General features: G+C 52.8%; 27 protein-coding genes. 17 read left to right on the top strand and 10 right to left on the bottom strand.

Annotation, left to right across the window (positions count from 1 at the left end; genetic code table 11):
• Positions 1-25: 25 nt before the first annotated feature.
• From speB to yqgG, 4 genes are all read right to left on the bottom strand, one after another.
• On the bottom strand, positions 26-946 hold the full coding sequence (gene speB / locus OGV57_RS10210; protein WP_003027056.1) for an agmatinase: 921 nt from the start codon (positions 944-946) through the stop codon (positions 26-28).
• Between the two features lie 237 nt (positions 947-1183).
• The gene (speA, locus tag OGV57_RS10205) at positions 1184-3160 is read right to left on the bottom strand and encodes a biosynthetic arginine decarboxylase (protein ID WP_003027059.1); all 1977 of its coding nucleotides are present in this window, start codon (positions 3158-3160) and stop codon (positions 1184-1186) included.
• An 8-nt stretch (positions 3161-3168) separates the two neighbouring features.
• Positions 3169-3300: an acid stress response protein YqgB gene (yqgB, locus tag OGV57_RS10200; protein ID WP_003027062.1), complete on the bottom strand. Its 132-nt coding sequence runs from the start codon at positions 3298-3300 to the stop codon at positions 3169-3171.
• A 91-nt stretch (positions 3301-3391) separates the two neighbouring features.
• On the bottom strand, positions 3392-3529 hold the full coding sequence (gene yqgG / locus OGV57_RS10195; RefSeq protein ID WP_269147429.1) for a small protein YqgG: 138 nt from the start codon (positions 3527-3529) through the stop codon (positions 3392-3394).
• Positions 3530-3947: 418 nt separating this feature from the next.
• Here yqgG and metK point away from each other — a divergent pair, with 418 nt between their 5' ends.
• The 8 genes from metK to ruvX all read left to right on the top strand — a co-directional run bounded on the left by metK (position 3948) and on the right by ruvX (position 11136).
• Positions 3948-5102, top strand: coding sequence for a methionine adenosyltransferase (gene metK, locus OGV57_RS10190; RefSeq protein WP_003027071.1), 1155 nt, complete (start codon positions 3948-3950; stop codon positions 5100-5102).
• 399 nt (positions 5103-5501) lie between these two features.
• Complete coding sequence (gene galP, locus OGV57_RS10185; RefSeq protein ID WP_003027074.1) at positions 5502-6896, top strand: galactose/proton symporter; 1395 nt, start codon at positions 5502-5504, stop codon at positions 6894-6896.
• Positions 6897-6973: 77 nt separating this feature from the next.
• Positions 6974-7471, top strand: coding sequence for a SprT family zinc-dependent metalloprotease (locus OGV57_RS10180; RefSeq protein ID WP_003846365.1), 498 nt, complete (start codon positions 6974-6976; stop codon positions 7469-7471).
• 94 nt (positions 7472-7565) lie between these two features.
• Positions 7566-8273, top strand: coding sequence for a deoxyribonuclease I (gene endA, locus OGV57_RS10175; RefSeq protein WP_016150969.1), 708 nt, complete (start codon positions 7566-7568; stop codon positions 8271-8273).
• Positions 8274-8346: 73 nt separating this feature from the next.
• Positions 8347-9078: a 16S rRNA (uracil(1498)-N(3))-methyltransferase gene (gene rsmE, locus OGV57_RS10170; RefSeq protein ID WP_003027080.1), complete on the top strand. Its 732-nt coding sequence runs from the start codon at positions 8347-8349 to the stop codon at positions 9076-9078.
• Between the two features lie 19 nt (positions 9079-9097).
• On the top strand, positions 9098-10045 hold the full coding sequence (gene gshB / locus OGV57_RS10165; RefSeq protein ID WP_003027083.1) for a glutathione synthase: 948 nt from the start codon (positions 9098-9100) through the stop codon (positions 10043-10045).
• Between the two features lie 111 nt (positions 10046-10156).
• Complete coding sequence (locus tag OGV57_RS10160) at positions 10157-10720, top strand: YqgE/AlgH family protein (RefSeq protein ID WP_054528926.1); 564 nt, start codon at positions 10157-10159, stop codon at positions 10718-10720.
• A complete protein-coding gene (gene ruvX / locus OGV57_RS10155; RefSeq protein WP_006686843.1) occupies positions 10720-11136 on the top strand; it encodes a Holliday junction resolvase RuvX in 417 nt (138 codons plus the stop codon). Before OGV57_RS10160 ends, ruvX begins: the two co-directional genes overlap by 1 nt.
• Here the strand turns inward: ruvX and OGV57_RS10150 are convergent.
• On the bottom strand, positions 11133-12113 hold the full coding sequence (locus tag OGV57_RS10150) for a type IV pilus twitching motility protein PilT (RefSeq protein WP_016150970.1): 981 nt from the start codon (positions 12111-12113) through the stop codon (positions 11133-11135). The genes ruvX and OGV57_RS10150 overlap by 4 nt on opposite strands.
• A gap of 17 nt (positions 12114-12130) precedes the next feature.
• Between OGV57_RS10150 and OGV57_RS10145 the strand changes: the two genes are divergently transcribed.
• From OGV57_RS10145 to hemW, 5 genes are read left to right on the top strand one after another with little or no spacing between them, the layout of a single operon-like run.
• Positions 12131-12835, top strand: a complete 705-nt coding sequence (locus OGV57_RS10145; RefSeq protein ID WP_003838215.1) for a YggS family pyridoxal phosphate-dependent enzyme — start codon at positions 12131-12133, stop codon at positions 12833-12835.
• Between the two features lie 18 nt (positions 12836-12853).
• Positions 12854-13420 carry a YggT family protein gene (locus OGV57_RS10140; RefSeq protein ID WP_003825417.1) on the top strand — a complete coding sequence of 189 codons (567 nt, stop codon included), beginning with the start codon at positions 12854-12856 and terminating at the stop codon, positions 13418-13420.
• A complete protein-coding gene (gene yggU / locus OGV57_RS10135; protein ID WP_003027101.1) occupies positions 13417-13707 on the top strand; it encodes a DUF167 family protein YggU in 291 nt (96 codons plus the stop codon). The genes OGV57_RS10140 and yggU overlap by 4 nt, the downstream gene beginning before the upstream one ends.
• A gap of 7 nt (positions 13708-13714) precedes the next feature.
• Positions 13715-14308, top strand: a complete 594-nt coding sequence (locus OGV57_RS10130; protein ID WP_003027104.1) for an XTP/dITP diphosphatase — start codon at positions 13715-13717, stop codon at positions 14306-14308.
• Positions 14301-15437: a radical SAM family heme chaperone HemW gene (gene hemW, locus OGV57_RS10125; protein ID WP_003027105.1), complete on the top strand. Its 1137-nt coding sequence runs from the start codon at positions 14301-14303 to the stop codon at positions 15435-15437. The genes OGV57_RS10130 and hemW overlap by 8 nt, the downstream gene beginning before the upstream one ends.
• 115 nt (positions 15438-15552) lie before the next feature.
• Here the strand turns inward: hemW and ansB are convergent, their stop codons facing one another.
• From ansB to trmB, 4 genes are all read right to left on the bottom strand, one after another.
• Positions 15553-16599, bottom strand: a complete 1047-nt coding sequence (gene ansB / locus OGV57_RS10120) for an L-asparaginase 2 (RefSeq protein ID WP_003027108.1) — start codon at positions 16597-16599, stop codon at positions 15553-15555.
• A 188-nt stretch (positions 16600-16787) separates the two neighbouring features.
• Entirely contained in the window at positions 16788-17507 is a 720-nt protein-coding gene (locus tag OGV57_RS10115) for a YggN family protein (protein ID WP_003838208.1), read from the bottom strand.
• 49 nt (positions 17508-17556) lie between these two features.
• Complete coding sequence (locus OGV57_RS10110) at positions 17557-17883, bottom strand: YggL family protein (protein WP_003027115.1); 327 nt, start codon at positions 17881-17883, stop codon at positions 17557-17559.
• On the bottom strand, positions 17883-18602 hold the full coding sequence (gene trmB, locus OGV57_RS10105) for a tRNA (guanosine(46)-N7)-methyltransferase TrmB (protein ID WP_003027117.1): 720 nt from the start codon (positions 18600-18602) through the stop codon (positions 17883-17885). The genes OGV57_RS10110 and trmB overlap by 1 nt, the downstream gene beginning before the upstream one ends.
• A gap of 160 nt (positions 18603-18762) precedes the next feature.
• Between trmB and mutY the strand changes: the two genes are divergently transcribed.
• The 4 genes from mutY to OGV57_RS10085 all read left to right on the top strand — a co-directional run bounded on the left by mutY (position 18763) and on the right by OGV57_RS10085 (position 22752).
• Entirely contained in the window at positions 18763-19815 is a 1053-nt protein-coding gene (mutY, locus tag OGV57_RS10100) for an A/G-specific adenine glycosylase (protein WP_032948135.1), read from the top strand.
• Between the two features lie 27 nt (positions 19816-19842).
• Positions 19843-20112 (top strand): oxidative damage protection protein, encoded by a 270-nt coding sequence (locus tag OGV57_RS10095; protein ID WP_003027126.1) that lies wholly within the window; start codon positions 19843-19845, stop codon positions 20110-20112.
• A gap of 86 nt (positions 20113-20198) precedes the next feature.
• Positions 20199-21284 (top strand): membrane-bound lytic murein transglycosylase MltC, encoded by a 1086-nt coding sequence (gene mltC, locus OGV57_RS10090; RefSeq protein WP_139239335.1) that lies wholly within the window; start codon positions 20199-20201, stop codon positions 21282-21284.
• A 211-nt stretch (positions 21285-21495) separates the two neighbouring features.
• On the top strand, positions 21496-22752 hold the full coding sequence (locus OGV57_RS10085) for a nucleoside permease (protein ID WP_003027130.1): 1257 nt from the start codon (positions 21496-21498) through the stop codon (positions 22750-22752).
• 52 nt (positions 22753-22804) lie between these two features.
• On the opposite strand, the gene OGV57_RS10080 is transcribed toward OGV57_RS10085, so the two are convergent.
• Entirely contained in the window at positions 22805-24940 is a 2136-nt protein-coding gene (locus OGV57_RS10080) for an ornithine decarboxylase (RefSeq protein WP_054528778.1), read from the bottom strand.
• Between the last annotated feature and the right edge of the window lie 204 nt (positions 24941-25144).

The following is a 25144-nucleotide window of genomic DNA, read 5'->3' as shown; positions in this document are numbered from 1 at the left end:
TGGCGAGTAAAATAGCCCGAAACCGTTACTCGCCTTTTTTCGCCGCCTGGATATAGAGCATTTCTAATGCTAACGTTGCCGCCGCCAGTGCGGTGATCTCTGACTGATCGTAGGCCGGAGCCACTTCAACAACATCCATCCCGACGATGTTCAGATCTTTCAGACCACGTACCAGTTTAATAGCACGATCGGAAGTCAGACCGCCGATCACTGGCGTACCGGTTCCTGGTGCAAACGCCGGGTCCAGACAGTCGATATCAAAAGTCAGGTATACCGGCATATCACCGACAATCTGCTTAACCTGAGCGATAATGTCATCAACGCTGCGGTCGTTAACCTGGCACGCATCCAGCACGGTAAAGCCGTTGTCTTTGTCGAACTCGGTACGAATACCGATCTGCACAGAGTGATTCGGATCGATCAGACCTTCGTTCGGCGCAGTGTAGAACATGGTGCCGTGGTCGAATTCGCAGCCGTTAGCGTAGGTGTCGGTGTGGGCATCAAAGTGCACCAGCGCCATTTTACCAAAGTGCTTGGCATGCGCGCGCAGCAGCGGCAGCGTGACGAAGTGGTCGCCGCCAAAGGAGAGCATGCGCTTACCGGCAGACAGCAGCTTCTCAGCATGCGCCTGCAGTTTTTCACTCATTTCACGCGCATCCCCGAACGCATAAACCAGATCGCCGCAGTCCACCACGTTCAGGCGCTCGCGCATATCGAAGTTCCACGGGAAGCGGTTGTGCTCCCAGGCCAGGTTGGTGGACACCTGACGGATTGCCGCCGGACCATGACGCCCGCCCGCACGACCAGACGTTGCCATATCAAACGGTACACCGGTGATCACCCAGTCGGCGTCGCTATCGTACGGCATGAAGTTCATCGGCAGACGTAAAAAACCAAAGGCGTTAGAAACCAGGGAGTTGTCGTATTGATGACCTAAGGTGCTCATGTACTGACCTCTTTAAAAATCGATGAAAAAAAATCCCCTCCGCGTCGTTAAGCCCGACGAGGAAGGGATTGATTTGGTAACTGCATATTTACGGCAAATTATCGCCGTTATTTTGTACGGATTCAAGTGAGTGCCACAAATGCTGCCCCCGCGGATTCCGACTGCCGGATGGCGGCTTCGCCTTATCCGGCCTACTTTCGTAGGAACGGTAAGCGCAGCACCACCTGGCATTTATCGTTACTCATCTTCCAGATAAGTATAACCGTACAGACCGGCTTCAAACTCTTCGAGGAACTGCTGTTGCAGCTCAGCGTCCAGATCGGTGTTTTTCACCTGGTCACGGAACTGCGTCAGCAGGGTGTTCGGATCCAGCTGCACGTATTGCAGCATATCCGCCACGGTATCCCCTTCGTCGGACAGCTCAACTTCTACGCTGCCGTCAGGGAAGACGAACACGTCAACCGCTTCGGTATCACCAAACAAGTTGTGCATGTTGCCGAGGATCTCCTGGTACGCACCCACCATAAAGAAGCCCAGCATCGGCGGGTTCTCAGGGTCGTATTCCGGCATCGGCATGGTGGTCGCAATGCCATCACCGTCAACGTAGTGGTCGATAGCGCCATCAGAGTCACAGGTGATATCCAACAGCACCGCGCGGCGTTCAGGCACCTGGTTTAAGCCCTCCAGCGGCATGACCGGGAACAGCTGATCGATCCCCCACGCATCCGGCATCGACTGGAACAGCGAGAAGTTGACGTAAATCTTATCCGCCATACGCTCCTGCAGCTCGTCGATAATCGGACGGTGCGCACGGTTGCTCGGGTCGAGTTGTTTCTGCACTTCATGGCACATGTTCAGATACAGCTGCTCTGCCCACGCACGCTCCTGCAGGCTAAAGGTGCCTGAAGAGTACCCAACGTGAATATCGTGCAGATCCATCTGGCTGTCGTGCAGCCATTCACGCAGCGAACGACGGGTTCCCGGTTCATGCATCTCTTGCCAGGTTTCCCACATGCTTTGCAGGGCACGTGGCGCATCGTCAGCCGGAGGTGTGGCTTCGGTGTGTTCGCTACGCTCAACGCCGATAATGTTAGATACCAGCACGGTATGGTGCGCGGTTACCGCGCGGCCAGACTCGGTGATTACCGTCGGATGCGGCAGACCGTGTTCTTCACAGGCGTCGCCAATAGCCCAGATGATGTTGTTGGCGTATTCGTTCAAACCGTAGTTTACGGAACAGTCAGACTGCGAACGGGTACCTTCGTAATCTACGCCCAGACCACCGCCCACGTCGAAGCACTGGATATTAACGCCAAGCTTGTGCAGCTCAACGTAGAAACGCGCCGACTCACGTACGCCGGTGGCGATATCACGAATGTTCGCCATTTGGGAGCCGAGATGGAAGTGCAGCAACTGGATGCTGTCCAGACGACCACGCTCGCGCAGAATTTCTACCAGTTGCAGCACCTGGTTTGCCGCCAGGCCGAATTTTGATTTTTCACCGCCGGAGGACTGCCACTTGCCAGAGCCCTGCGACGCCAGACGCGCACGCACGCCCAGACGCGGAACGACATTCAGGCGTTCAGCTTCATCCAGCACGATAGCGATTTCAGACATCTTCTCGATGACCAGATAGACCTTATGGCCCATCTTCTCGCCAATCAGCGCCAGACGGATATATTCGCGGTCTTTATAACCGTTACACACGATCACGCTACGGGTCATTCCGGCATGGGCCAGAACGGCCATCAATTCAGCTTTGGAACCAGCTTCCAGCCCCAGCGGTTCGCCGGAGTGGATCAGCGATTCAATCACGCGACGATGCTGGTTGACCTTGATCGGGTAAACGAGGAAATAGTCACCGTTGTAACCGTAAGATTCACGGGCTCGTTTAAACGCGGCGTTAATCGAACGCAAACGATGTTGCAGGATCTGCGGGAAGCAGAACAATGCAGGCAGACGCTGGCCCTGCGCTTCACGGGCTTTCACCAACTCAGCAAGGTCAACGCGCGCTTCGGGTACGTCCGGATCCGGGCACACGCTGATGTGGCCCAGTTCATTGACGTCGTAGTAGTTATTACCCCACCAGGCAATATTGTAAGTACGCAGCATCTTGCTGGCTTCCTGGGAACTCATTGCAACCTCCTGCATGGAGCGTAGTACACCGTGTTCGCCTGCTGACGAAGGCGAACCCAAAGAAATGTCGTCAGACATAGCGAACCTCAAATTTTATTAACAAGTGTAAAACAGTTGACTACTATCGCAATCCGAAGACGCGATAACAACCCAAATACAGGCAGAATTTGCAGCAGATAGTGCTGACGCTCCGACTGTGCGACCGGTTTCTTTTTCATATCAATGTAAACACGTAACCGAACTTAATGCTGACGGTTCGGCGAAACCACGAGAAAACTCTTGTTTACCAAGAGCGCCCTTGTTCAGTTCTTAGTGACCGTTACCGGCCCTGGAGTCCTGAGAAGCGCCGAGATGGGTATAACATCGGCAGGTATGCAAGATGCAGATTGCGGGGAACATATGTACACCAGAACGGTGCGACAGATTCAGCAGAATACAACGGTTCATTATCTCGTATCACCTCCACGGTTGCTCCTTACGGAACGAACCCACAAGCCAAAGCTAAAGTCTTAACCCGGCTGGAAGTGGCAACACGATGAAAACGTCGTGTGCTTTTGTATGAGCCGCGCGCCGCGTTTTATACCCATAAGGAAGTCAAAAAGCAAAAGATAAATGCGCGCATTGCCAGCACCGTCAGGAAAAATTTCCAGTTACATTTTCAGTACAATGCGACCTCAATCAAAAAAAGCTGGAAATCAGGCGAAGAACTGTCCTAAAATAGCCGTCCAGATGTTAATCCATCTATACCGATTAACACTCAGACTGCCAGTGTCCGTCATCTGCAGACTCATGGTAGAATCTTCTACACATGGCTATTCCACTCGACAGTTTGAGCTAACCAAATTCTCCTTAGGTGAAATTAAATATGGCAAAACACCTTTTTACGTCCGAGTCCGTATCAGAAGGGCATCCTGACAAAATCGCTGACCAAATCTCTGACGCCGTACTGGACGCAATCCTCGAGCAGGATCCGAAAGCACGCGTTGCCTGCGAAACCTACGTCAAAACCGGTATGGTTTTAGTTGGCGGTGAGATCACCACCAGCGCATGGGTTGATATCGAAGAGATCACCCGTAATACGGTTCGCGAAATTGGCTATGTGCATTCCGACATGGGCTTTGACGCCAACTCTTGTGCGGTACTGAGCGCGATTGGTAAACAGTCTCCGGACATCAACCAGGGTGTTGACCGCGCCGATCCGCTGGAACAGGGCGCAGGCGACCAGGGTCTGATGTTTGGTTATGCAACCAACGAAACCGACGTGCTGATGCCAGCCCCGATCACCTATGCTCACCGTCTGGTGCAGCGTCAGGCTGAAGTGCGTAAAAACGGCACCTTATCCTGGCTGCGTCCGGATGCAAAAAGCCAGGTTACCTTCCAGTATGACGACGGCAAAATCGTCGGTATTGATGCGGTTGTTCTGTCGACTCAGCACTCTGAAGACATCGATCAGAAATCGCTGCAAGAAGCCGTTATGGAAGAGATCATCAAGCCGGTACTGCCTACTGAATGGCTGACTGCTTCGACCAAGTTCTTCATCAACCCAACCGGTCGTTTCGTAATCGGCGGTCCAATGGGCGACTGTGGACTGACAGGTCGTAAAATCATCGTTGATACCTACGGCGGCATGGCGCGTCACGGCGGCGGTGCATTCTCTGGTAAGGATCCGTCTAAAGTTGACCGTTCCGCAGCCTATGCAGCTCGTTACGTCGCGAAAAACATTGTTGCCGCTGGTCTGGCTGATCGCTGTGAGATTCAGGTTTCCTACGCAATCGGCGTGGCTGAACCGACCTCTATCATGGTGGAAACGTTTGGTACTGAAAAAGTGCCTTCTGAGCAACTGACCCTGCTGGTGCGCGAGTTCTTCGACCTGCGCCCGTATGGCCTGATTCAGATGCTGGATCTGCTGCACCCGATTTACAAAGAAACCGCTGCTTACGGTCACTTTGGGCGCGAACATTTCCCATGGGAAAAAACCGACAAAGCCGCTCTGCTGCGTGAAGCTGCCGGTCTGAAGTAATTCCCTCACGGTTCAACGCTTATGAAGACCAGCCTCGCGCTGGTCTTTTTTATGTCCTTTTCTCTTCCATACCCCATAGCCAAAGCTACGCTAATCTCCCTTGTTGCAAACAACAAATGAAAGCGATTACATATCGTAGAATTTCGATCCAACATGAATCAACATCTCTTCGTTACTGTGATTGCATCACTGTTACATTATATTTCAGCATTATCTTAAACTCAGACAATCAATGTTATTCATGTGAAATAAATAACGTTATTTTTCAATCAAATAACCAATAACTTACATGAATGCCAGTGTAACCGATTACACTAATGTGATGTGATTCGCATTTTTTTACCCCGTACTCACCTACCCTTAACATCAACAAAACTAGCTACCCAACCGGAGGGCATCATGCCTGACAATAAAAAAACGGGGCGTTCCAACAAAGCCATGACATTTTTTGTCTGCTTTCTTGCAGCCCTGGCTGGATTACTTTTTGGCCTGGATATCGGTGTTATTGCCGGAGCTTTACCGTTCATCACCGACGAGTTCCAAATTACCCCCCACACTCAGGAATGGGTGGTGAGTTCGATGATGTTTGGTGCTGCCGTGGGTGCCGTCGGCAGCGGTTGGCTCTCCTTCAAACTGGGGCGTAAAAAGAGTTTGATGATCGGCGCAATCCTGTTTGTTGCCGGTTCACTGTTCTCCGCCGCGGCACCAAACGTTGAAGTGCTGTTGGTTTCCCGCGTGCTGCTCGGCCTTGCGGTAGGCGTTGCGTCTTATACCGCGCCGCTTTACCTGTCTGAAATTGCCCCGGAAAAAATTCGTGGCAGCATGATCTCTATGTATCAGTTGATGATCACCATCGGTATTTTGGGTGCGTATCTTTCCGATACGGCGTTTAGCTACAGCGGCGCATGGCGCTGGATGCTGGGCGTGATCATCATCCCTGCCCTGCTGCTGCTGGTTGGCGTTATCTTCCTGCCGGACAGCCCACGCTGGTTTGCTGCTAAACGTCGTTTTGTCGATGCTGAACGTGTTCTGTTGCGTTTGCGTGATACCAGCGCAGAAGCCAAACGCGAGCTGGATGAAATTCGTGAAAGTCTGCAGGTGAAGCAGAGCGGCTGGGCGCTGTTTAAAGAAAACAGCAACTTCCGCCGCGCAGTATTCCTTGGCGTCCTGTTACAGGTGATGCAGCAGTTCACCGGGATGAACGTCATTATGTATTACGCACCGAAAATCTTTGAGCTGGCGGGCTACACCAACACCACCGAGCAGATGTGGGGGACTGTTATCGTCGGTCTGACCAACGTGCTGGCAACCTTTATCGCCATTGGCCTGGTTGACCGTTGGGGCCGCAAGCCTACGCTGATCCTCGGCTTTATCGTCATGGCCGTCGGTATGGGCGTGCTGGGTACGATGATGCACGTGGGTATTCACTCGGCGGCCGCGCAATACTTCGCTGTACTGATGCTGCTGATGTTTATCGTTGGCTTTGCCATGAGCGCCGGTCCGCTGATTTGGGTTCTGTGCTCTGAAATCCAACCGCTGAAAGGCCGCGATTTCGGTATCACCTGCTCTACCGCAACCAACTGGATTGCCAATATGATCGTCGGTGCAACCTTCCTGACGATGCTGAACTCGCTGGGCAGCGCCAATACTTTCTGGGTCTACGGTGGTCTGAACGTCCTGTTCATCTTCCTGACCCTGTGGCTGATACCTGAAACTAAAAATGTCTCTCTGGAACACATTGAACGTAACCTGATGAAAGGTCGTAAACTGCGCGAAATTGGCGCACACGACTAATCACGAAAAGCTTCCTCCCCCGCGGGAGGAAGCCTTCCTCTTGCAGTCCCTTCCCTGTCGCACTATCCTCTGGCGCTATGAAAACCTCCCGTCTCCCTATCGCCATCCAGCAAGCCGTTATGCGCAGCCTGCGGGAAAAGCTCGCTCAGGCCAACCTCAAGCTCGAACGCAATTACCCGGAGCCAAAGCTGGTTTACCAACAGCGCGGAACCGCCGCGGGTACCGCGTGGCTACAAACCTATGAAATTCGCCTTAATCCCGTCCTGCTGATTGAGAACGTTGACGCGTTCGTTAACGAAGTGGTGCCCCATGAACTGGCGCATTTACTGGTGTGGAAATACTTTGGCCGCGTGCCGCCGCACGGCAAAGAGTGGAAATGGATGATGGAAAGCGTGCTGGGCGTGCCAGCCCGACGTACGCATCAGTTCGAACTGCAATCCGTGCAGCGTAAGACCTTTACTTACCGCTGCAAGTGTCAGGAACACCAACTGACCGTACGCCGCCATAACCGCGTGATACGCGGCGAAGCCACCTACCGCTGCGTTCACTGCGGCGAACCACTGATTGCAGAATAATCTTCAGAATTATCAGGAACTTTTCTGATCTAACTGATTGCATACAGGAATGACTTTCGCTACGTTGCGGGCTCGTTTTGACACGGAGTTCGTGATGTACCGTAATTTTTCTTTTGCTGCGGCCTTGTTAGCCGCAGCATTTTCAGGCCCGGCTTTAGCCGAAGGCATCAACAGTTTTTCTCAGGCAAAAGCGGCGGGCGTCAAAGTTAACGCCGATGCACCAGGCGATTTCTACTGCGGTTGTAAAATTAACTGGCAAGGCAAAAAAGGGGTCGTGGACCTCGAATCCTGCGGCTATAAAGTGCGAAAAAACGAAAACCGCGCCAGTCGAATTGAATGGGAGCACGTTGTCCCCGCCTGGCAGTTTGGTCATCAGCGCCAGTGCTGGCAGGACGGAGGGCGTAAAAACTGCGCTAAAGATCCGGTCTATCGCAAAATGGAAAGCGATATGCATAACCTGCAGCCTGCGGTAGGTGAAGTGAATGGCGATCGCGCTAACTTCATGTACAGCCAGTGGAACGGTGGCGAAGGCCAGTATGGACAGTGCGCGATGAAGGTTGATTTCAAAGAGAAAGTTGCCGAGCCGCCTGCCCGCGCCCGTGGCGCCATCGCGCGTACCTATTTTTATATGCGCGACCAATACAACCTGACGCTCTCTCGCCAGCAAACCCAGCTTTTTAATGCCTGGAATAAGCAGTATCCGGTCACCGACTGGGAGTGTGAGCGCGACGAACGCATCGCGAAGGTACAGGGGAATCATAACCCCTATGTGCAACGCGCTTGCCAGGCGCAAAAGAGCTAACCTACACTAGCGGCAATATTTTTAACCATGCCCTGCCTGTTGCAGCCCAGGGCCATGACGCGGATGTTTAACTATGCGCATTCCTCGCATTTATCACCCAGAGCCACTCGCTTCCGGTAGCCAAATTTCACTGTGTGAAGATGCTGCCAACCATATCGGCCGCGTACTACGTATGGGGCCAGGCCAGCCGCTACAGCTGTTTGATGGCAGCAATCAGGTATTCGACGCCGAAATTACCCATGCCAGTAAGAAAAGCGTGGAAGTGAAGGTGCTTAACGCTGAACTCGACGATCGGGAATCACCGTTGCATATCCACCTGGGCCAGGTAATGTCGCGCGGTGAAAAAATGGAATTTACTATCCAGAAATCGATTGAACTGGGTGTAAGCCTCATTACGCCACTTTTTTCTGAGCGTTGCGGCGTTAAACTGGACAATGAACGCCTGAACAAGAAGCTCCAGCAGTGGCAGAAAATCGCTATTGCCGCCTGCGAACAGTGCGGTCGTAATCGGGTGCCTGAAATTCGCCCGGCAATGGATCTGGAAGCATGGTGCGCAGAACAGGACGAAGGACTGAAGCTCAATCTGCATCCTCGCGCCAGCGCCAGCATTAACACGCTGCCGCTCCCGGTGGAGCGCATCCGCTTGCTGATTGGCCCGGAAGGTGGGTTGTCGGCAGATGAAATTGCCATGACCGCACGGTATCAGTTTACTGATATTCTGTTAGGACCTCGCGTTCTGCGTACTGAGACAACTGCGCTCACCGCCATTACCGCGCTTCAGGTGCGTTTTGGCGATCTGGGCTAAGGCATAAACGGAGAAGAACATGATCAAGCTCGGCATCGTGATGGATCCCATCGCAAGCATCAACATCAAGAAAGATTCCAGTTTCGCTATGCTGCTGGAAGCGCAACGCCGCGGTTACGAAATTCATTATATGGAGATGGCCGATCTTTATCTGATCAACGGTGAAGCCCGCGCCCATACGCGTACCCTGAGCGTAGAGCAGAACTACGACAAATGGTATGAATTTAAGAGCGAACAGGATCTCCCGCTGGCAGACCTGGACGTTATTCTGATGCGTAAGGATCCGCCGTTTGATACCGAGTTCATCTACGCGACCTATATTCTGGAACGTGCAGAAGAGAAAGGAACGCTGATCGTCAACAAACCGCAGAGCCTGCGCGACTGCAACGAAAAGTTGTTCACCGCATGGTTTGCCGATCTGACGCCGGAAACTCTGGTCACGCGTAATAAAGCGCAGCTGAAAGCCTTCTGGCAAAAACACAGCGACATCATTCTCAAACCGCTGGACGGCATGGGCGGGGCCTCTATTTTCCGCGTGAAGGAAGGCGATCCGAACCTTGGCGTTATTGCGGAAACGCTGACCGAGCACGGTACCCGCTACTGCATGGCGCAGAACTATCTGCCAGCCATTAAAGACGGCGATAAACGCGTGCTGGTGGTCGATGGCGAACCCGTTCCTTACTGCCTGGCGCGTATTCCGCAGGGCGGCGAAACCCGTGGCAACCTGGCCGCAGGTGGTCGTGGCGAGCCGCGTCCATTAACCGACAGTGACTGGGAAATTGCCCGTCGCATTGGGCCAACGCTGAAAGCGAAAGGTTTGATTTTTGTCGGTCTGGATATCATTGGCGATCGTCTGACGGAAATTAACGTCACCAGCCCAACCTGTATTCGTGAAATTGAAGCGGAGTTCCCGGTTTCGATTACCGGTATGCTGATGGATGCCATTGAGGCGCGCCTGCAAAAATAAAAGAACTCGCCGGTAGAAGGGACCCTACCAATACTAATAGTGACAGCGCTCCTGTTTGTACGCATACTGGGCGCTGTTGCTTTTTTGAACCAGGAAACAGAACCTCTGACAATGAATTTACAGCATCACTTTCTAATTGCCATGCCTGCTCTCCAGGATCCAATTTTCCGCCGTTCCGTGGTGTATATTTGCGAACACAATGAGAACGGAGCAATGGGGATTATCGTCAATAAGCCTCTGGAAAACTTACAAATTGAAGGGATTCTGGAAAAGCTGAAGATTACTCCAGAAGAACGCGATCCGGCCATTCGTCTGGATAAGCCCGTGATGCTCGGCGGCCCGCTGGCAGAAGACCGTGGATTTATACTTCATACCCCACCGTCGCGCTTTGCGTCCAGTATTCGCATTTCTGATAAAACCATCATCACAACCTCCCGCGATGTATTAGAAACCCTGGGTACGCAGGAACAACCGTCCGAAGTGCTGGTTGCGCTGGGTTATTCATCATGGGAAAAGGGCCAACTGGAACAAGAGTTACTGGATAACGCCTGGCTTACGGCCCCTGCCGATCTCAACATCTTATTCAAAACACCGATTGCCGACCGCTGGCGCGATGCGGCGAAGCTTATCGGGATAGATATTCAGACCATGCCCGGCGTGGCGGGACACGCATGATGAGCGGAACATTACTCTCTTTTGATTTTGGTACGAAAAGTATCGGCGTCGCCGTGGGTCAGCGCATTACCGGTACGGCCAGGCCATTGCCCGCCATCAAAGCACAGGACGGTACGCCAGACTGGAATTTGATTGAACGCCTGCTGAAAGAGTGGCAACCGGATGAAATCATTGTCGGCCTGCCACTCAACATGGATGGCACCGAACAGCCCCTTACCGCGCGCGCACGTAAATTCGCTAACCGCATTCATGGTCGCTTTGGCGTAACCGTAACGCTGCACGATGAACGTTTGAGCACCGTCGAAGCCCGCTCAGGCCTGTTTGAGCAAGGCGGTTACCGGGCGTTGAATAAAGGCAAAGTGGACTCCGCTTCTGCCGTTATTATCCTGGAAAGCTATTTCGAGCAGGGCTATTAAAGCCGCCCCTGCGCCTGTCGCTGCTGCAAACTTTGTGCAAATGTCTGCATACCTGTCTGCTGCCCGGTTTGAATCACGCCGGGTAGCTGATGCGTTTTCCCTTCGCGGATCAAATTGCCCACGGCGGGCGTGTTGACGAGTAGTTCGAATAGCGCCACGCGTCCCCCCTGCTTATCCTCCTCAAGTTTTTGCGAAAGAACCGCCCGCAGGCTGTCTGCCAGTTGGTTACGCACAGGATCTTTCTCTGTTGCTGCAAAGGAATCCACCAGCCGCGCGATGGCCTGCGCCGCACCTCGCGTATGTAACGTTGCCAGCACCAGATGTCCGGTTTCCGCCGCCGTTAATGCCAGCCGAATGGTTTCCACGTCGCGCAGCTCGCCCAGCAAAATAACGTCGGGATCTTCGCGTAGCGCACCGCGCAAACCGGCGGCGAAAGAGGCGCAGTGTGCGCCCACCTCCCGCTGTTGAATCAGACAACGTCGGCTGGTGTAGCGATATTCAATAGGATCTTCCAGCGTCAGAATGTGCCCCTCAATATGCTGATTAAGATACTCCACCATCGCCGCCAGGGTCGTAGATTTACCGCTGCCGGTAGCGCCTGTCACCAGAATCAACCCATTTTCACTGTGAAGCAGTTCAGGTATGACCGCGGGAGGCTGAAGATCGTCTAAATGAGGACAATCCAGCGGTAGCAGTCTTAGCGCCAGCGAGGTTCCCTGCTGATGGACAAATGCGCTGGCGCGCAGCCGTCGGGAGTCCGTCAGGGTAACGGCAAAATCAATCTGCCCTTGCTCCTGCAACTGTACCTGTTGTTGCTCACTGAGCCAGCACATCAGCAGATTCTCTACGTCAGGCGTGGTAAACGGTGCGCTTTCGACTTTTCCACGCCTGCGCCAACGCGCAGGCCATGCATTGCACAGGTGTAGATCCGACACGTTATGCTTTACACTAAGGGCCACTATTTCTTCCATATTCATATGAACATCCTCGGAAAATGAACGATATCGCGCATAACCTGGCACATGTCCGGGACAAAATCTCAGCCGCCGCGACGCGTTGCGGGCGGTCTTCAGAAGAAGTTATGTTGCTTGCAGTCAGCAAAACCAAACCTGCGAGCGCCATCGAAGAAGCCATTACCGCAGGGCAGCGTGCCTTCGGTGAAAACTATGTCCAGGAAGGGGTGGATAAAATCCGCTACTTTCAGGAAAAAGGCGTCAACGATCTGCAGTGGCACTTTATCGGCCCGCTGCAGTCCAACAAAAGTCGTCTGGTCGCCGAGCACTTTGACTGGTGCCATACGATCGACCGTCTACGTATCGCTGCCCGTCTGAGCGAACAGCGCCCGGCAGACCTGCCGCCGCTGAATGTGCTGATCCAGATTAATATCAGCGATGAGAACAGTAAGTCAGGGATTCCGCTGGCAGAGCTTGATGCCCTGGCCGCTGAAGTCGCTGCGCTGCCGCGCATTACCCTGCGTGGTTTGATGGCTATTCCCGCTCCTGAGTCAGATTATGTAAGGCAGTTTGAAGTTGCACAGCAAATGGCTGTAGCATTTGCCGGGTTGAAAACACGCTATCCAAATATCGATACGCTCTCGCTGGGGATGTCTGATGATATGGATGCCGCTATCGCGGCGGGTAGCACGATGGTGCGCATCGGCACTGCCATTTTTGGTGCTCGTGATTACACTAAAAAATAAGGAAAATTAAGGAACACCATGAATACGTTGACCTTCCTGCTCTCAACGGTAATTGAGCTGTATACCATGGCGCTGCTACTGCGCGTGTGGATGCAATGGTCTCGCTGCGATTTCTACAACCCGTTCTCGCAGTTTATTGTGAAAATCACTCAGCCCATTATTGGGCCGTTACGCCGTATTATTCCTCCGATGGGGCCCATTGACAGCGCATCAGCATTAGTCGCGCTCGTTCTCAGCTTTATCAAAGCCATCGTGCTATTTAAGGTGGTCACGTTCCAGCCGATCATCTGGATCGCCGCCGTGCTGATTGTCCTGAAGACCATTGGGTTGCTGATTTTCTGGGTGCTGCTGGTAATGGCGATTATGAGCTGGGTCAGCCAGGGTCGCAGCCCGGTGGAGTACGTGCTGATTCAACTGGCGGATCCGCTGTTGCGTCCTATCCGTCGCATACTTCCAGGCATGGGCGGGATCGATTTCTCCCCAATGATTCTGGTTCTGCTGCTCTATGTCATTAACATGGGTATCGCGGAAGTGTTACAGGCGACAGGCAACATGCTGCTGCCGGGGCTGTGGATGGCGCTATGAGTGCCGTTACACCCTGCGACGACGGTCTGGTTTTACGGCTCTATATTCAGCCGAAAGCCAGCCGTGACAGTATTGTGGGTTTACATGGCGACGAAGTTAAAGTCGCCATTACCGCCCCGCCGGTCGATGGACAAGCCAACAGCCATCTGGTGAAGTTTCTCGGTAAACAGTTCCGCGTAGCGAAAAGCCAGGTCGTTATTGAGAAGGGCGAGCTTGGTCGTCACAAACAGGTTAAAATTATTCATCCGCAACAGATCCCGCCCGAAATTGCGGCGCTAACTGATTAGGTATCCCATGCAAAAAGTTGTCCTCGCGACCGGCAATGCCGGTAAAGTGCGTGAACTCGCCTCTCTTCTGAGTGATTTCGGTCTTGATGTTGTTGCCCAAACGGATCTGGGTGTTGATTCTGCAGAAGAGACCGGGCTGACGTTTATTGAGAACGCCATTCTGAAGGCGCGTCATGCCGCGCAAATTACGGGTTTGCCAGCCATTGCTGATGACTCCGGCCTGGCAGTAAATGCCCTTGGCGGCGCGCCGGGTATCTATTCAGCCCGCTATTCCGGCGAAGATGCGACCGATCAGCAGAACCTGGAAAAACTGCTGCACACCCTGCGGGATGTCCCGGATGACCAGCGTCAGGCGCAATTCCACTGCGTGCTGGTGTATATGCGCCATGCGGACGATCCCACGCCTTTAGTGTGCCACGGAAGCTGGCCGGGCGTGATTACCCGTGAACCGGCCGGAAACGGTGGTTTTGGTTACGACCCAATCTTTTTTGTGCCGTCCGAAGGAAAAACAGCTGCTGAGCTGACCCGCGAAGAAAAAAGCGCGATTTCTCACCGCGGACAGGCACTGAAGCTGCTGCTGGATGCCCTGCGCAATGGTTAACCTTCCGCCGCTAAGTCTTTATATTCACATCCCCTGGTGCGTGCAGAAATGCCCGTACTGCGACTTTAACTCGCATGCGCTTAAGGGCGAGGTTCCTCATGACGACTATGTTCAGCACCTGCTGAGCGATCTGGATACTGAGGTGGCCCATGCCCAGGGGCGCGAAGTAAAGACAATTTTTATCGGTGGTGGTACGCCGAGCCTGCTTTCTGGCCCGGCAATGCAAACGCTGCTCGACGGCGTGCGTGCACGGCTGAATCTGGCCGCAGATGCAGAAATCACAATGGAGGCGAATCCCGGGACGGTGGAAGCCGATCGCTTTGTTGATTATCAACGCGCTGGCGTAAACCGTATCTCGATTGGCGTACAGAGCTTTAGCTCCGCCAAACTCGAGCGTCTGGGACGTATTCACGGGCCGGAAGAAGCCAAACGAGCAGCACACCTGGCGAGCGGTCTGGGGCTACGCAGCTTTAACCTCGACCTGATGCATGGTTTGCCAGATCAGACGCTGGAAGAGGCGCTGGGCGATTTACAGCAGGCCATCGCGCTCAACCCACCGCATCTTTCCTGGTATCAGTTGACCATCGAACCCAACACGCTGTTCGGTTCCCGACCGCCTGTTTTACCAGACGATGATGCGCTGTGGGATATTTTTGAGCAAGGCCACCAGTTGCTGACCGCCGCCGGGTATCAACAGTACGAAACCTCAGCCTATGCGAAGCCGGGCTATCAGTGTCAGCACAACCTTAATTACTGGCGTTTTGGCGACTATCTCGGTATTGGCTGCGGCGCGCATGGCAAAATTACGTTCCCGGACGGGCGCATTCTGCGTACCACCAAAACGCGGCATCCGCGTGGCTACATGCAAGGGCGTTATCTCGAAAGCCAGCGTGATGTCGCCGAAGCCGATAAGCCGTTCGAGTTCTTTATGAACCGTTTCCGGTTGCTTGAGGCCGCGCCTCGCGCGGAGTTCAGACAATATACCGGGCTTACCGAGGACGTTATTCGTCGACAGATCGATGAGGCTATTTCCCAGGGCTACCTGAGTGAATGCGATGAATACTGGCAGATTACTCAACAAGGTAAGCTGTTTTTGAACTCTCTGTTGGAGCTGTTTCTGGCGGAGTAATACGGTAACGATGTAGGCCGGATAAGGCCTTGAGCCGCATCCGGCAAATTGCCTGATGGCGCTGCGCTTATCAGGCCTACAGGGTTAGGTCGATGAGCGCAGCCACCTTCAGTCATTAATACTGATTAAACATTTCCTGGATCTGTTTAGGATCCTTGGTTTGAGTCAGCGCCAGCTGCAGCAGCACACGTGCTTTTTGCGGGTTCAGGGAACCTGAAGCCACAAATCCGTATTTTGCATCATCAACTTCTGCATCCTGCGTGGTGGCACCCGTTGGTACACGAGATGAACGCACCACAACGGTACCTTTATGCGCGGCGGTTGCCAGCGTATCGAAAATGGTTTTATACAAGTTACCGTTACCTACACCTGCACTAACGATCCCTGCGTAACCCGCATCTACCAGTGCTTTTGCCGGCAGATCGGAGGCGTTAGCATAGTTGTAAACAATCCCAACTTTCGGCAACTCGGTCAGCTTAGAAACATCGAACGGAGTAGACGTGGTGTGCTTACGCGCAGGCGTACGCTGGTAGTCGATTTTACCGTTATGAATGTAACCCAACGGGCCGTAGTTAACGGATTTGAAGGTAGCAACGTCGGTAGTGTTGGTTTTAGTCACGTCGCGACCATCCATAACGGTGTCGTTCATCACCACCAGCACTCCGCGGTTGGCAGAGGCTTTGTCTGCGGCAGTTACCACTGCGTTATACAGGTTGAACGGGCCATCAGCACTCATACCCGTAGATGGACGCATGGCGCCGACCAGCACGACCGGCTTGTTGCACTTGACGGTCAGGTCGAGGAAATAGGCGGTTTCTTCCATGGTATCCGTACCATGTGTCACCACGAAGCCGTCGGTTTTATCACACTCGGTATTAATCTTTTTGGCCAGCGTTAACCAGACTTCGTCATTCATATCCTGGGAGCCGATGTTCACCACCTGCTCGCCTTTAACGACAGCGATATCTTTCAACTGAGGTACGGCCTCAACCAGATTTTCTACGCCAACCTTGCCTGCCGTGTAGTTAGATTTTGTCGCGGAATCACCACCGCCAGCAATCGTCCCGCCGGTCGCTAAAATGGTGATGTTTGGCAGTGCAAGCGCCGCGCCGCTGAAACCCATAACCAGTGCGGCAAGTGCCGTTTTCTTGAAAAACTCCATGTTATTTCTCCAGTTACTTGAATTTGCAGCATTATGTCTATCCTACAGATGAATAATGTGACGAGTTCCAATTAACCAGATTTATATCTCCATCAAATTGTTATTCTTAGAGATGGATATCAAAAAAACAGAAAAGTACAAAATAAAACGGCGCAGAATGTTTCTGCACCGTTAAAAAGAGGTGAAGATTATTTCAGAGTGCTAACCAGCGTTTTACGATCGTTTTCCAGCGTCACGACGCGGGCACAAACATCTTTGCCAAACTGTTGGAAGTCTTGTTCCTGATTCTTCCATTCGTTTTGAATTGAGGTTTGCAAGCCACCAAGGCTACCGAGCACGCCCTGCAACGGATTACCACCGCCTTTGAGTACGGCTTTGGCACCCATTTCGTTGATGCTGTCCTGCAAAATACCGCCCATCGCCTGATTAACCAGCTGTTGTCCGTCCGCGCGGACTTGATCAATCGCCTTATAATGGAAGGTCAGGCCATCAGTTCGATGCTCGATGATACGGTTCATCTGCTCTTTCAATTGCGCATCCAGCTTGGTTAAGCGGCCACGCATGTTGCTACTTTCACCGACCTCTTTGGCGATGATTTTATCCAGCGCCACGCGACCTTTCTCTACGCGCGCTCTGGCACCTTCGTCAATCCACGGCAGGCTGCTACGCAACGCCGCCTGATAATCTTTGGCCTGCTCACGCTGTGCGGCGTTCAGGCTGTACTGTTTACCGTTGAAGGTGACATCGCCGGCCTGGGTAATAATCAGGTCGCCGTTCTCACCCTTCACTTGCACCGTTTGTGGGCTCAAAATCACATCGTCACGCGGGGTGACGCTGCACTGGTAATCTGCATGTGCGGCCATCGCCGTGAACGTTAGGACTGCCGCCAGCAGCGTTTTGCGCATCATATCTTTCCCTCAAGACAAATCGGGCCGGCATTTGCCGACCCTGTGCTACTTAGTCCCACCAAATATCGAAAAGTTCGCTGGTACGCACTTCTTCTAGTTTGTGCTCTTCCAGCCACTTACGCACGATTGCCTGGTGTTCTTCGGTGCATTTGCCGATTTCCTGCAGACAGATCAGACCTTCCCAGGCCAGATAGCCGCTGCCGTCAAAAGCCAGCTTGTTCGGTTCGATAACTTCATTGATAAAGTCATCAACGATTTGATCGACCTGCTCTCCAGATGTACCTTCCGGGAAACGCCATGCAACCGAAAATCCTACTTCCTGGAATTCTTCGATGTGCATCTTTTTACGCAGACGACGGCTACGGTTCTTTGCCATTATTTCACCCTCTCGAACATTAAGTCCCATACGCCGTGGCCAAGACGATGACCACGTTGTTCAAATTTGGTTACCGGGCGCGATTGTGGGCGCGGTACATAATCGTTACTCTCGGACTGGTTTTTATACCCGTCAATGGAGGACATCACTTCCAGCATATGTTCCGCATAAGCTTCCCAGTCGGTTGCCATGTGGAATACGCCGCCCAGCTTCAGCTTACTTAAGATATGCTCAGCAAACGGTACCTGAACGATACGGCGTTTATTATGACGTGCTTTATGCCACGGGTCAGGGAAAAACAGCTGAACCATAGATAAAGAATTGTCAGGAATCATTTTATGCAGGACTTCAACGGCATCATGGCACATGACGCGCAGGTTCTCGACACCCTCTTCATGGGCTGAAGCCAGACACGCACCAACGCCCGGCGAGTGAACCTCAATGCCAAGGAAATTCTGTTCCGGACGCGCTTTCGCCATTGCGACCAGCGACGCTCCCATACCAAAACCGATTTCCAGCGTGACTGGCGCATCACGGCCAAACAGTTCTGCGAAATTTACAGGCTCTTCGCTGAACTCAACGCCCATCACCGGCCAGTAGTTTTCCAGCGCGTGTTCCTGCCCTTTCGTCAGTCGCCCCTGGCGACGAACAAAACTACGAATCCGGCGCAGAGGGCGGCCGTTTTCATCAAATTCCGGTGAAATGACGTCGTTCTTCATAAAAGTTTAGTCTGCTGTGTTTGAGTTCTGAAAACGGGCATTATCCAAAGTTAGTTGCCGGATGCAAGTAAAGGAAGAAAGTGAGCAGCGGAAAGTTCCGGTTTACACCCTGTTGCCGCTGTGCTGCAATCTTGCCCCCGGCAATAATGAAACGGTAATCATGCAAGCGTCTCAATTCTCGGCTCAGGTATTGAGCTGGTACGACAAATACGGGCGGAAAACGCTGCCCTGGCAAATTGATAAGACGCCTTACAAAGTATGGCTCTCTGAGGTAATGCTGCAACAAACTCAGGTTGCGACCGTTATCCCTTATTTTGAGCGCTTTATGGCGCGCTTCCCAACGGTAACGGATTTAGCCCATGCGCCGCTGGATGAGGTTCTGCATTTGTGGACCGGGCTGGGTTATTACGCCCGAGCGCGTAATCTGCATAAAGCCGCGCAGCAGGTTGTCACGCTACATAGCGGTATATTTCCGCAAACTTTTGATGAGGTGGCCGCCCTACCTGGCGTCGGTCGCTCAACCGCAGGCGCGATCCTTTCCCTCTCTCTGGGTCAGCATTTTCCGATTCTCGACGGTAACGTCAAACGCGTGCTGGCTCGCTGTTATGCTGTAAACGGCTGGCCGGGTAAAAAAGAGGTCGAAAAGAAGCTGTGGGAGTTGAGCGAGCAGGTGACGCCCGCCCATGGCGTTGAACGTTTTAATCAGGCGATGATGGATTTAGGCGCCATGGTCTGTACGCGCTCAAAACCTAAATGTTCGCTGTGTCCGTTGGAAAATGGCTGTGTGGCCAGCGCCAATGCAAGCTGGGCGTTGTACCCGGGTAAAAAACCCAAGCAAACGCTGCCAGAACGAACGGGCTATTTTTTACTGATGCAGCATGATGACGAAGTGCTGCTCGCACAGCGACCGCCCAGCGGCTTATGGGGTGGTTTATACTGTTTTCCACAGTTTGACGACGAAGATGGACTGCGCAACTGGCTGGCGCAACGGCAAATTAACGCAGATAATCTGACCCAACTTAATGCGTTTCGCCATACCTTTAGCCATTTCCACTTAGACATTGTGCCTATGTGGCTTCCTGTGTCTTCATTCGGCTCATGCATGGATGAAGTCAACGCGCTCTGGTATAACTTAGCGCAACCGCCGTCGGTCGGACTGGCGGCTCCCGTGGAGCGTTTGTTACAGCAATTACGTGCCGGTACACACGTTTAACGTACCGGTCGATAGAGAGGATTTTTTATGAGCAGAACGATTTTTTGCACTTTCCTGCAACGCGAAGCAGAAGGCCAGGATTTTCAGCTGTACCCGGGCGATCTGGGGAAACGCATCTACAACGAGATTTCTAAAGAAGCATGGGCGCAATGGCAGCATAAGCAAACCATGCTGATTAACGAGAAGAAGCTCAATATGATGAACGTTGAGCATCGTAAACTGCTTGAGCAGGAGATGATCAACTTCCTGTTTGAAGGCAAAGACGTGCATATTGAAGGCTATACACCAGAGTCTTAAGAACCGTTGCCGGATGGCGCTGCGCTTATCCGGCCTACGATTTACTCTGGTCCTTGCAAATAACAAACACAACACGCACTCCCGGAATGATGAAAAAATTTCTCGCGCTTGCCGTTATTGCGCCGTTGCTCATCTCCTGTTCCAGTTCGACCAAAAAAGGCGATTCCTATAACGAAGCCTGGGTCAAGGATACCAACGGTTTTGATATTCTGATGGGGCAATTTGCCCATAACATTGAGAATTTGTGGGGATTTAAGGAAGTGCTGATTGCGGGTCCAAAGGACTACGTAAAGTATACCGATCAGTATCAAACCCGCAGCCATATCAACTTTGATGACGGTACGATAACCGTCGAGACCATTGCCGGGATAGATCCCGCCGGACACCTGCGTCGGGCGATTATCAAGACATTGCTGATGGGGGATGATCCAGGTTCTATCGACCTCTATTCCGATGTCGACGACATTAAGATTTCCAAAGAGCCGTTCCTGTACGGGCAGGTGGTCGATAATACCGGCAAGCCCATTCGTTGGGAGGGACGTGCCACCAATTTCGCTGACTATCTGCTGAAAACACGCCTGAAAAGCCGCAGCAATGGTATTCGCATCATCTATAGCGTGACGATCAACCTGGTACCGAACCACCTTGATAAGCGCGCGCATAAATACGTCGGCATGGTGCGTCAGGCTTCGCGTAAGTATGGCGTCGATGAGTCGCTGATTCTGGCCATCATGCAAACCGAATCCTCATTTAACCCATATGCGGTCAGCCATGCCGATGCGCTGGGACTGATGCAGGTGGTACAGCACAGCGCCGGGAAAGATGTGTTTCGCTCGCAAGGGCGCTCCGGCACACCGAGCCGTAGCTTCCTGTTTGACCCGGCCAGCAACATTGATACCGGTACCGCCTATCTGGCTATGCTCAACAATGTCTATTTAGGCGGCATTGATAATCCAACGTCCCGTCGCTACGCGGTGATCACGGCATATAACGGCGGTGCGGGCAGCGTGCTGCGCGTTTTCTCGAACGATAAAATCCAGGCCGCGAATATTATCAACAGCATGACCCCGGGGGACGTTTATCAAACGCTGACTACCCGACATCCGTCGGCTGAATCACGCCGATACCTTTACAAGGTCAATTCCGCACAAAAATCATATCGACGCCGCTAATATATCCCCTCTTCTGCCCCGGTAAACGGGGCCCGGAAGAGGGTAAAGTGTTAACTCCATCACTCTTTTGCTTTGCAATCAGAAATTGTTTGCAAATATTTGTCACAGGTAACAAAAAAAGAGTGTCCCTCGTTGATAGAATCACATCATCAAGCCCCGGCAAATGTGCCTTTTAAAACATTCATCCGCATTACGGTGTGAGGAAATTAACATGAATCTTAAGCTGCAGCTGAAAGTGCTCTCGTTTCTGCAGTTCTGCTTATGGGGTAGTTGGCTCACTACCCTCGGCTCCTATATGTTTGTCACCCTAAAATTCGATGGTGCATCCATTGGCGCAGTGTATAGCTCGCTGGGGATCGCCGCCGTGTTTATGCCTACGCTGTTAGGGATCGTGGCCGACAAATGGATCAGTGCGAAATGGGTGTACGCCATTTGTCACCTGGTCGGTGCAGCAACGCTGTTCGCCGCAGCCGAAGTCACCACCCCAGGCGCGATGTTCTTTGTGATCTTGCTTAACTCTTTGGCCTATATGCCAACGCTGGGGTTAATCAACACCATTTCTTACTATCGCCTGCAGTCAGCCGGGATGGATATCGTAACGGACTTCCCGCCAATCCGTATCTGGGGCACTATCGGCTTTATCATGGCGATGTGGGGCGTGAGCTTCTCCGGCTTCGAGCTGAGTCATATGCAGCTGTATATCGGTGCAACGCTGTCCGTTGTTTTGGCGCTGTTCACGCTGACGCTGCCGCATATTCCGGTGGCTAACCAGCAGAAAAACCAGAGCTGGTCGTCCATGCTGGGCCTGGATGCTTTCGCGCTGTTTAAAAACAAGCGCATGGCGATTTTCTTCATCTTCTCAATGATGCTGGGAGCGGAGCTGCAGATTACCAATATGTTCGGTAATACCTTCCTGCACAGCTTCGATAACAACCCACTGTTCTCCGGTAGCTTCATCGTTGAACACGCCTCGGTGATGATGTCGATCTCGCAGATTTCCGAGACGCTGTTTATCCTGACCATCCCGTTCTTCTTGAGCCGTTACGGTATTAAGAATGTAATGCTTATCAGTATTGTGGCGTGGATGCTGCGTTTCGGCCTGTTTGCCTACGGCGATCCGACACCGTTCGGTACCGTGCTGCTGGTTCTGTCGATGATTGTTTACGGCTGCGCCTTCGACTTCTTCAACATCTCTGGCTCGGTATTCGTGGAGAAAGAAGTTCGCCCTGAAATCCGCGCTAGCGCACAGGGTATGTTCCTGATGATGACCAACGGCTTCGGTTGTATTCTGGGCGGACTGGTGAGCGGTAAAGTAGTTGAACACTATACGCTGAACGGTATTACCGACTGGCAGACCGTGTGGCTGATCTTCGCAGGTTACTCGCTGGTTCTGGCTTTTGCCTTCGTGGCGCTGTTTAAATATAAACACGTACGCGTTCCGGCAGGCACCCAAACTATCGCGCACTAACGTTTACGCAGAGAAAAGCGGGTTGCCAAAAGGTAACCCGTTTTTTTTGCGCTTACTTCACAACATATCCATACAGACGCTTAATACCGTCTGCATCCGTTTCACTGTACACACCTTGCAGCTCCGGCGAGAAGCCCGGCAGCAGGTTAACACCCTCTTCCAGCGCCAGGAAATAACGTTGCACCGCCCCGCTCCAGATTTCGCCCGGTACCACGCACAGAACGCCTGGAGGATAAGGCAGCGCACCTTCTGCCGCAACGCGACCTGCGGCATCACAAATACGCACCAGTTCGACATCACCACGGATAAAGGCGCTGTTGGCATCCTGCGGGTTCATCGCCACGGCAGGCAAACTCTCCTGTCGGAACATCGCTTTTTGCAGATCCTTCACATCAAAGCTGACGTATAAATCGTGCATCTCCTGACACAGTTCACGCAGCGTGTAATCCCGATAGCGTACCGGATACTTGTTGAAGATGGTGGGCAGCACATCTGCCAGCGGCGTATCGTCCTCAATATGCTGCTCAAACTGCGCCAGCATCGCCACCAGTTGCGCCAGTTTCTCGGTGCTTTCTGCCGGGGTCAGCAGGAACAGAATCGAGTTAAGGTCGCATTTCTCCGGAACAATGCCGTTTTCACGCAGGTAATGCGCCAGAATCGTCGCCGGAATACCAAACTCAGTATATTGCCCGGTTTGCGCATCAATGCCCGGAGTAGTTAACAACAGCTTGCAGGGATCAACGAAGTACTGGTCGCGCGCGTAGCCGGAAAAACCATGCCATTTAGCACCCGGTTCAAAGCTAAAGAAGCGGCGCTCGCTGGCAATCACCTGCGTCGGATAGCTTTCCCACGGCTTACCATCAACTACCGGAGGAATAAACGGCTGAATCATCTTACAGTGGGTAAGAATCGCTTTACGGGCCTCAATGCCCAGCGCTACACACTCCGCCCATAGCCGACGCCCACTCTCGCCTTCATGGATTTTAGCGTTAACATCCAGCGCCGCAAATAGCGGGTAAAACGGACTAGTGGAAGCATGCAGCATAAATGCATTGTTCAGACGCTTATGCGGACAGAACCGCGCCTGACCGCGAATATGGTTATCCTTTTTGTGGATCTGCGAGGTTTGCGAGAATCCGGCCTGCTGTTTGTGTACCGACTGGGTGACAAAGATCCCCGGATCGTCAGCATTGAGATCCAGTAGCAGCGGTGACCCATCGGCCATCATCGGAATAAATTGCTCGTAGCCAACCCAGGCTGAATCAAACAGGATGTAATCGCACAGGCTACCGATCTTGTCGATCACCTGCCGGGCGTTGTAGATCGTACCGTCATAGGTACCAAGCTGAATGATTGCAAGACGGAACGGGCGCGGTTGGTTAGCCTTGTGCGGCGCAACGTCACGCAGTTGCTGGCGCAGATACGCCTCATCAAAGCAGTGCTCGTCAATACCGCCAATAAAGCCAAACGGATTACGCGCCGCTTCCAGATAAACCGGCGTCGCACCGGCCTGGATCAGCGCACCGTGGTGGTTGGACTTATGGTTGTTGCGGTCAAACAGCACCAGATCGCCGCGCGTCAGCAGCGCGTTGGTGACCACTTTATTCGCCGCAGAGGTTCCGTTCAGCACAAAGTAGGTTTTATCCGCGTGAAAAACTTTCGCGGCAAATTTCTGCGCATGTTTCGCTGATCCCTCATGAATCAGCAGATCGCCCAGCTTAACGTCAGCGTTGCACATATCCGCGCGGAACAGGTTCTCGCCAAAGAACTCATAGAAATGTCTGCCCGCCGGATGCTTCTTAAAAAACTCACCGTGCTGGTGTCCCGGGCAGGCAAACGTACTGTTCCCCATTTCGACATACTGGGTAAGCGTGTCATAGAACGGCGGCAGCAATTCTTCCTCATACTGACAGGCAGCAGACTCCAGCTCCAGCCAGTCCTGAGCCTGACCGCGAATCACCGCGTTAACGCCCGCAGGTACATCGACATCAGACTCTGCGAACAAAAACACCGGTATATGAAAACCAGTGCGTTTCAGCAAAGCCAGGATCCCACTGCGGCTGTCCGCAACGGTAATGACGACTGCCGCGACGTCAGTAAAATCGGTGCTGTCCAGCGCAACCACCTGGCGATGGCTGGAAAGACGAGAAGCCAGTTCACCACTGGCGGCAATTTTCATTGATTTCATAAGCGCAATAACCCGTTTCGGGAAAATCAAAAGTCCCGGGCAAAGCCGCATTGCTTTGCCCACGAAATGACGGGTCAAACTGGTTACCAGCCCCGACCGCCAGACATCAGTAAAAGCAGATAGCCTCTGATCTTACTGTTATCCTGCAGTGAGCATGCGCTGCCCTCACCGCATGGTGGCAGAGTATAGATAAGTCGCAGGAAG

This window comes from Citrobacter sp. Cf087 (genome assembly GCF_030334285.1).
In the GTDB taxonomy this organism is placed as follows: domain Bacteria; phylum Pseudomonadota; class Gammaproteobacteria; order Enterobacterales; family Enterobacteriaceae; genus Citrobacter; species Citrobacter freundii.
This window is presented reverse-complemented; position numbering and strand designations above follow the sequence as displayed.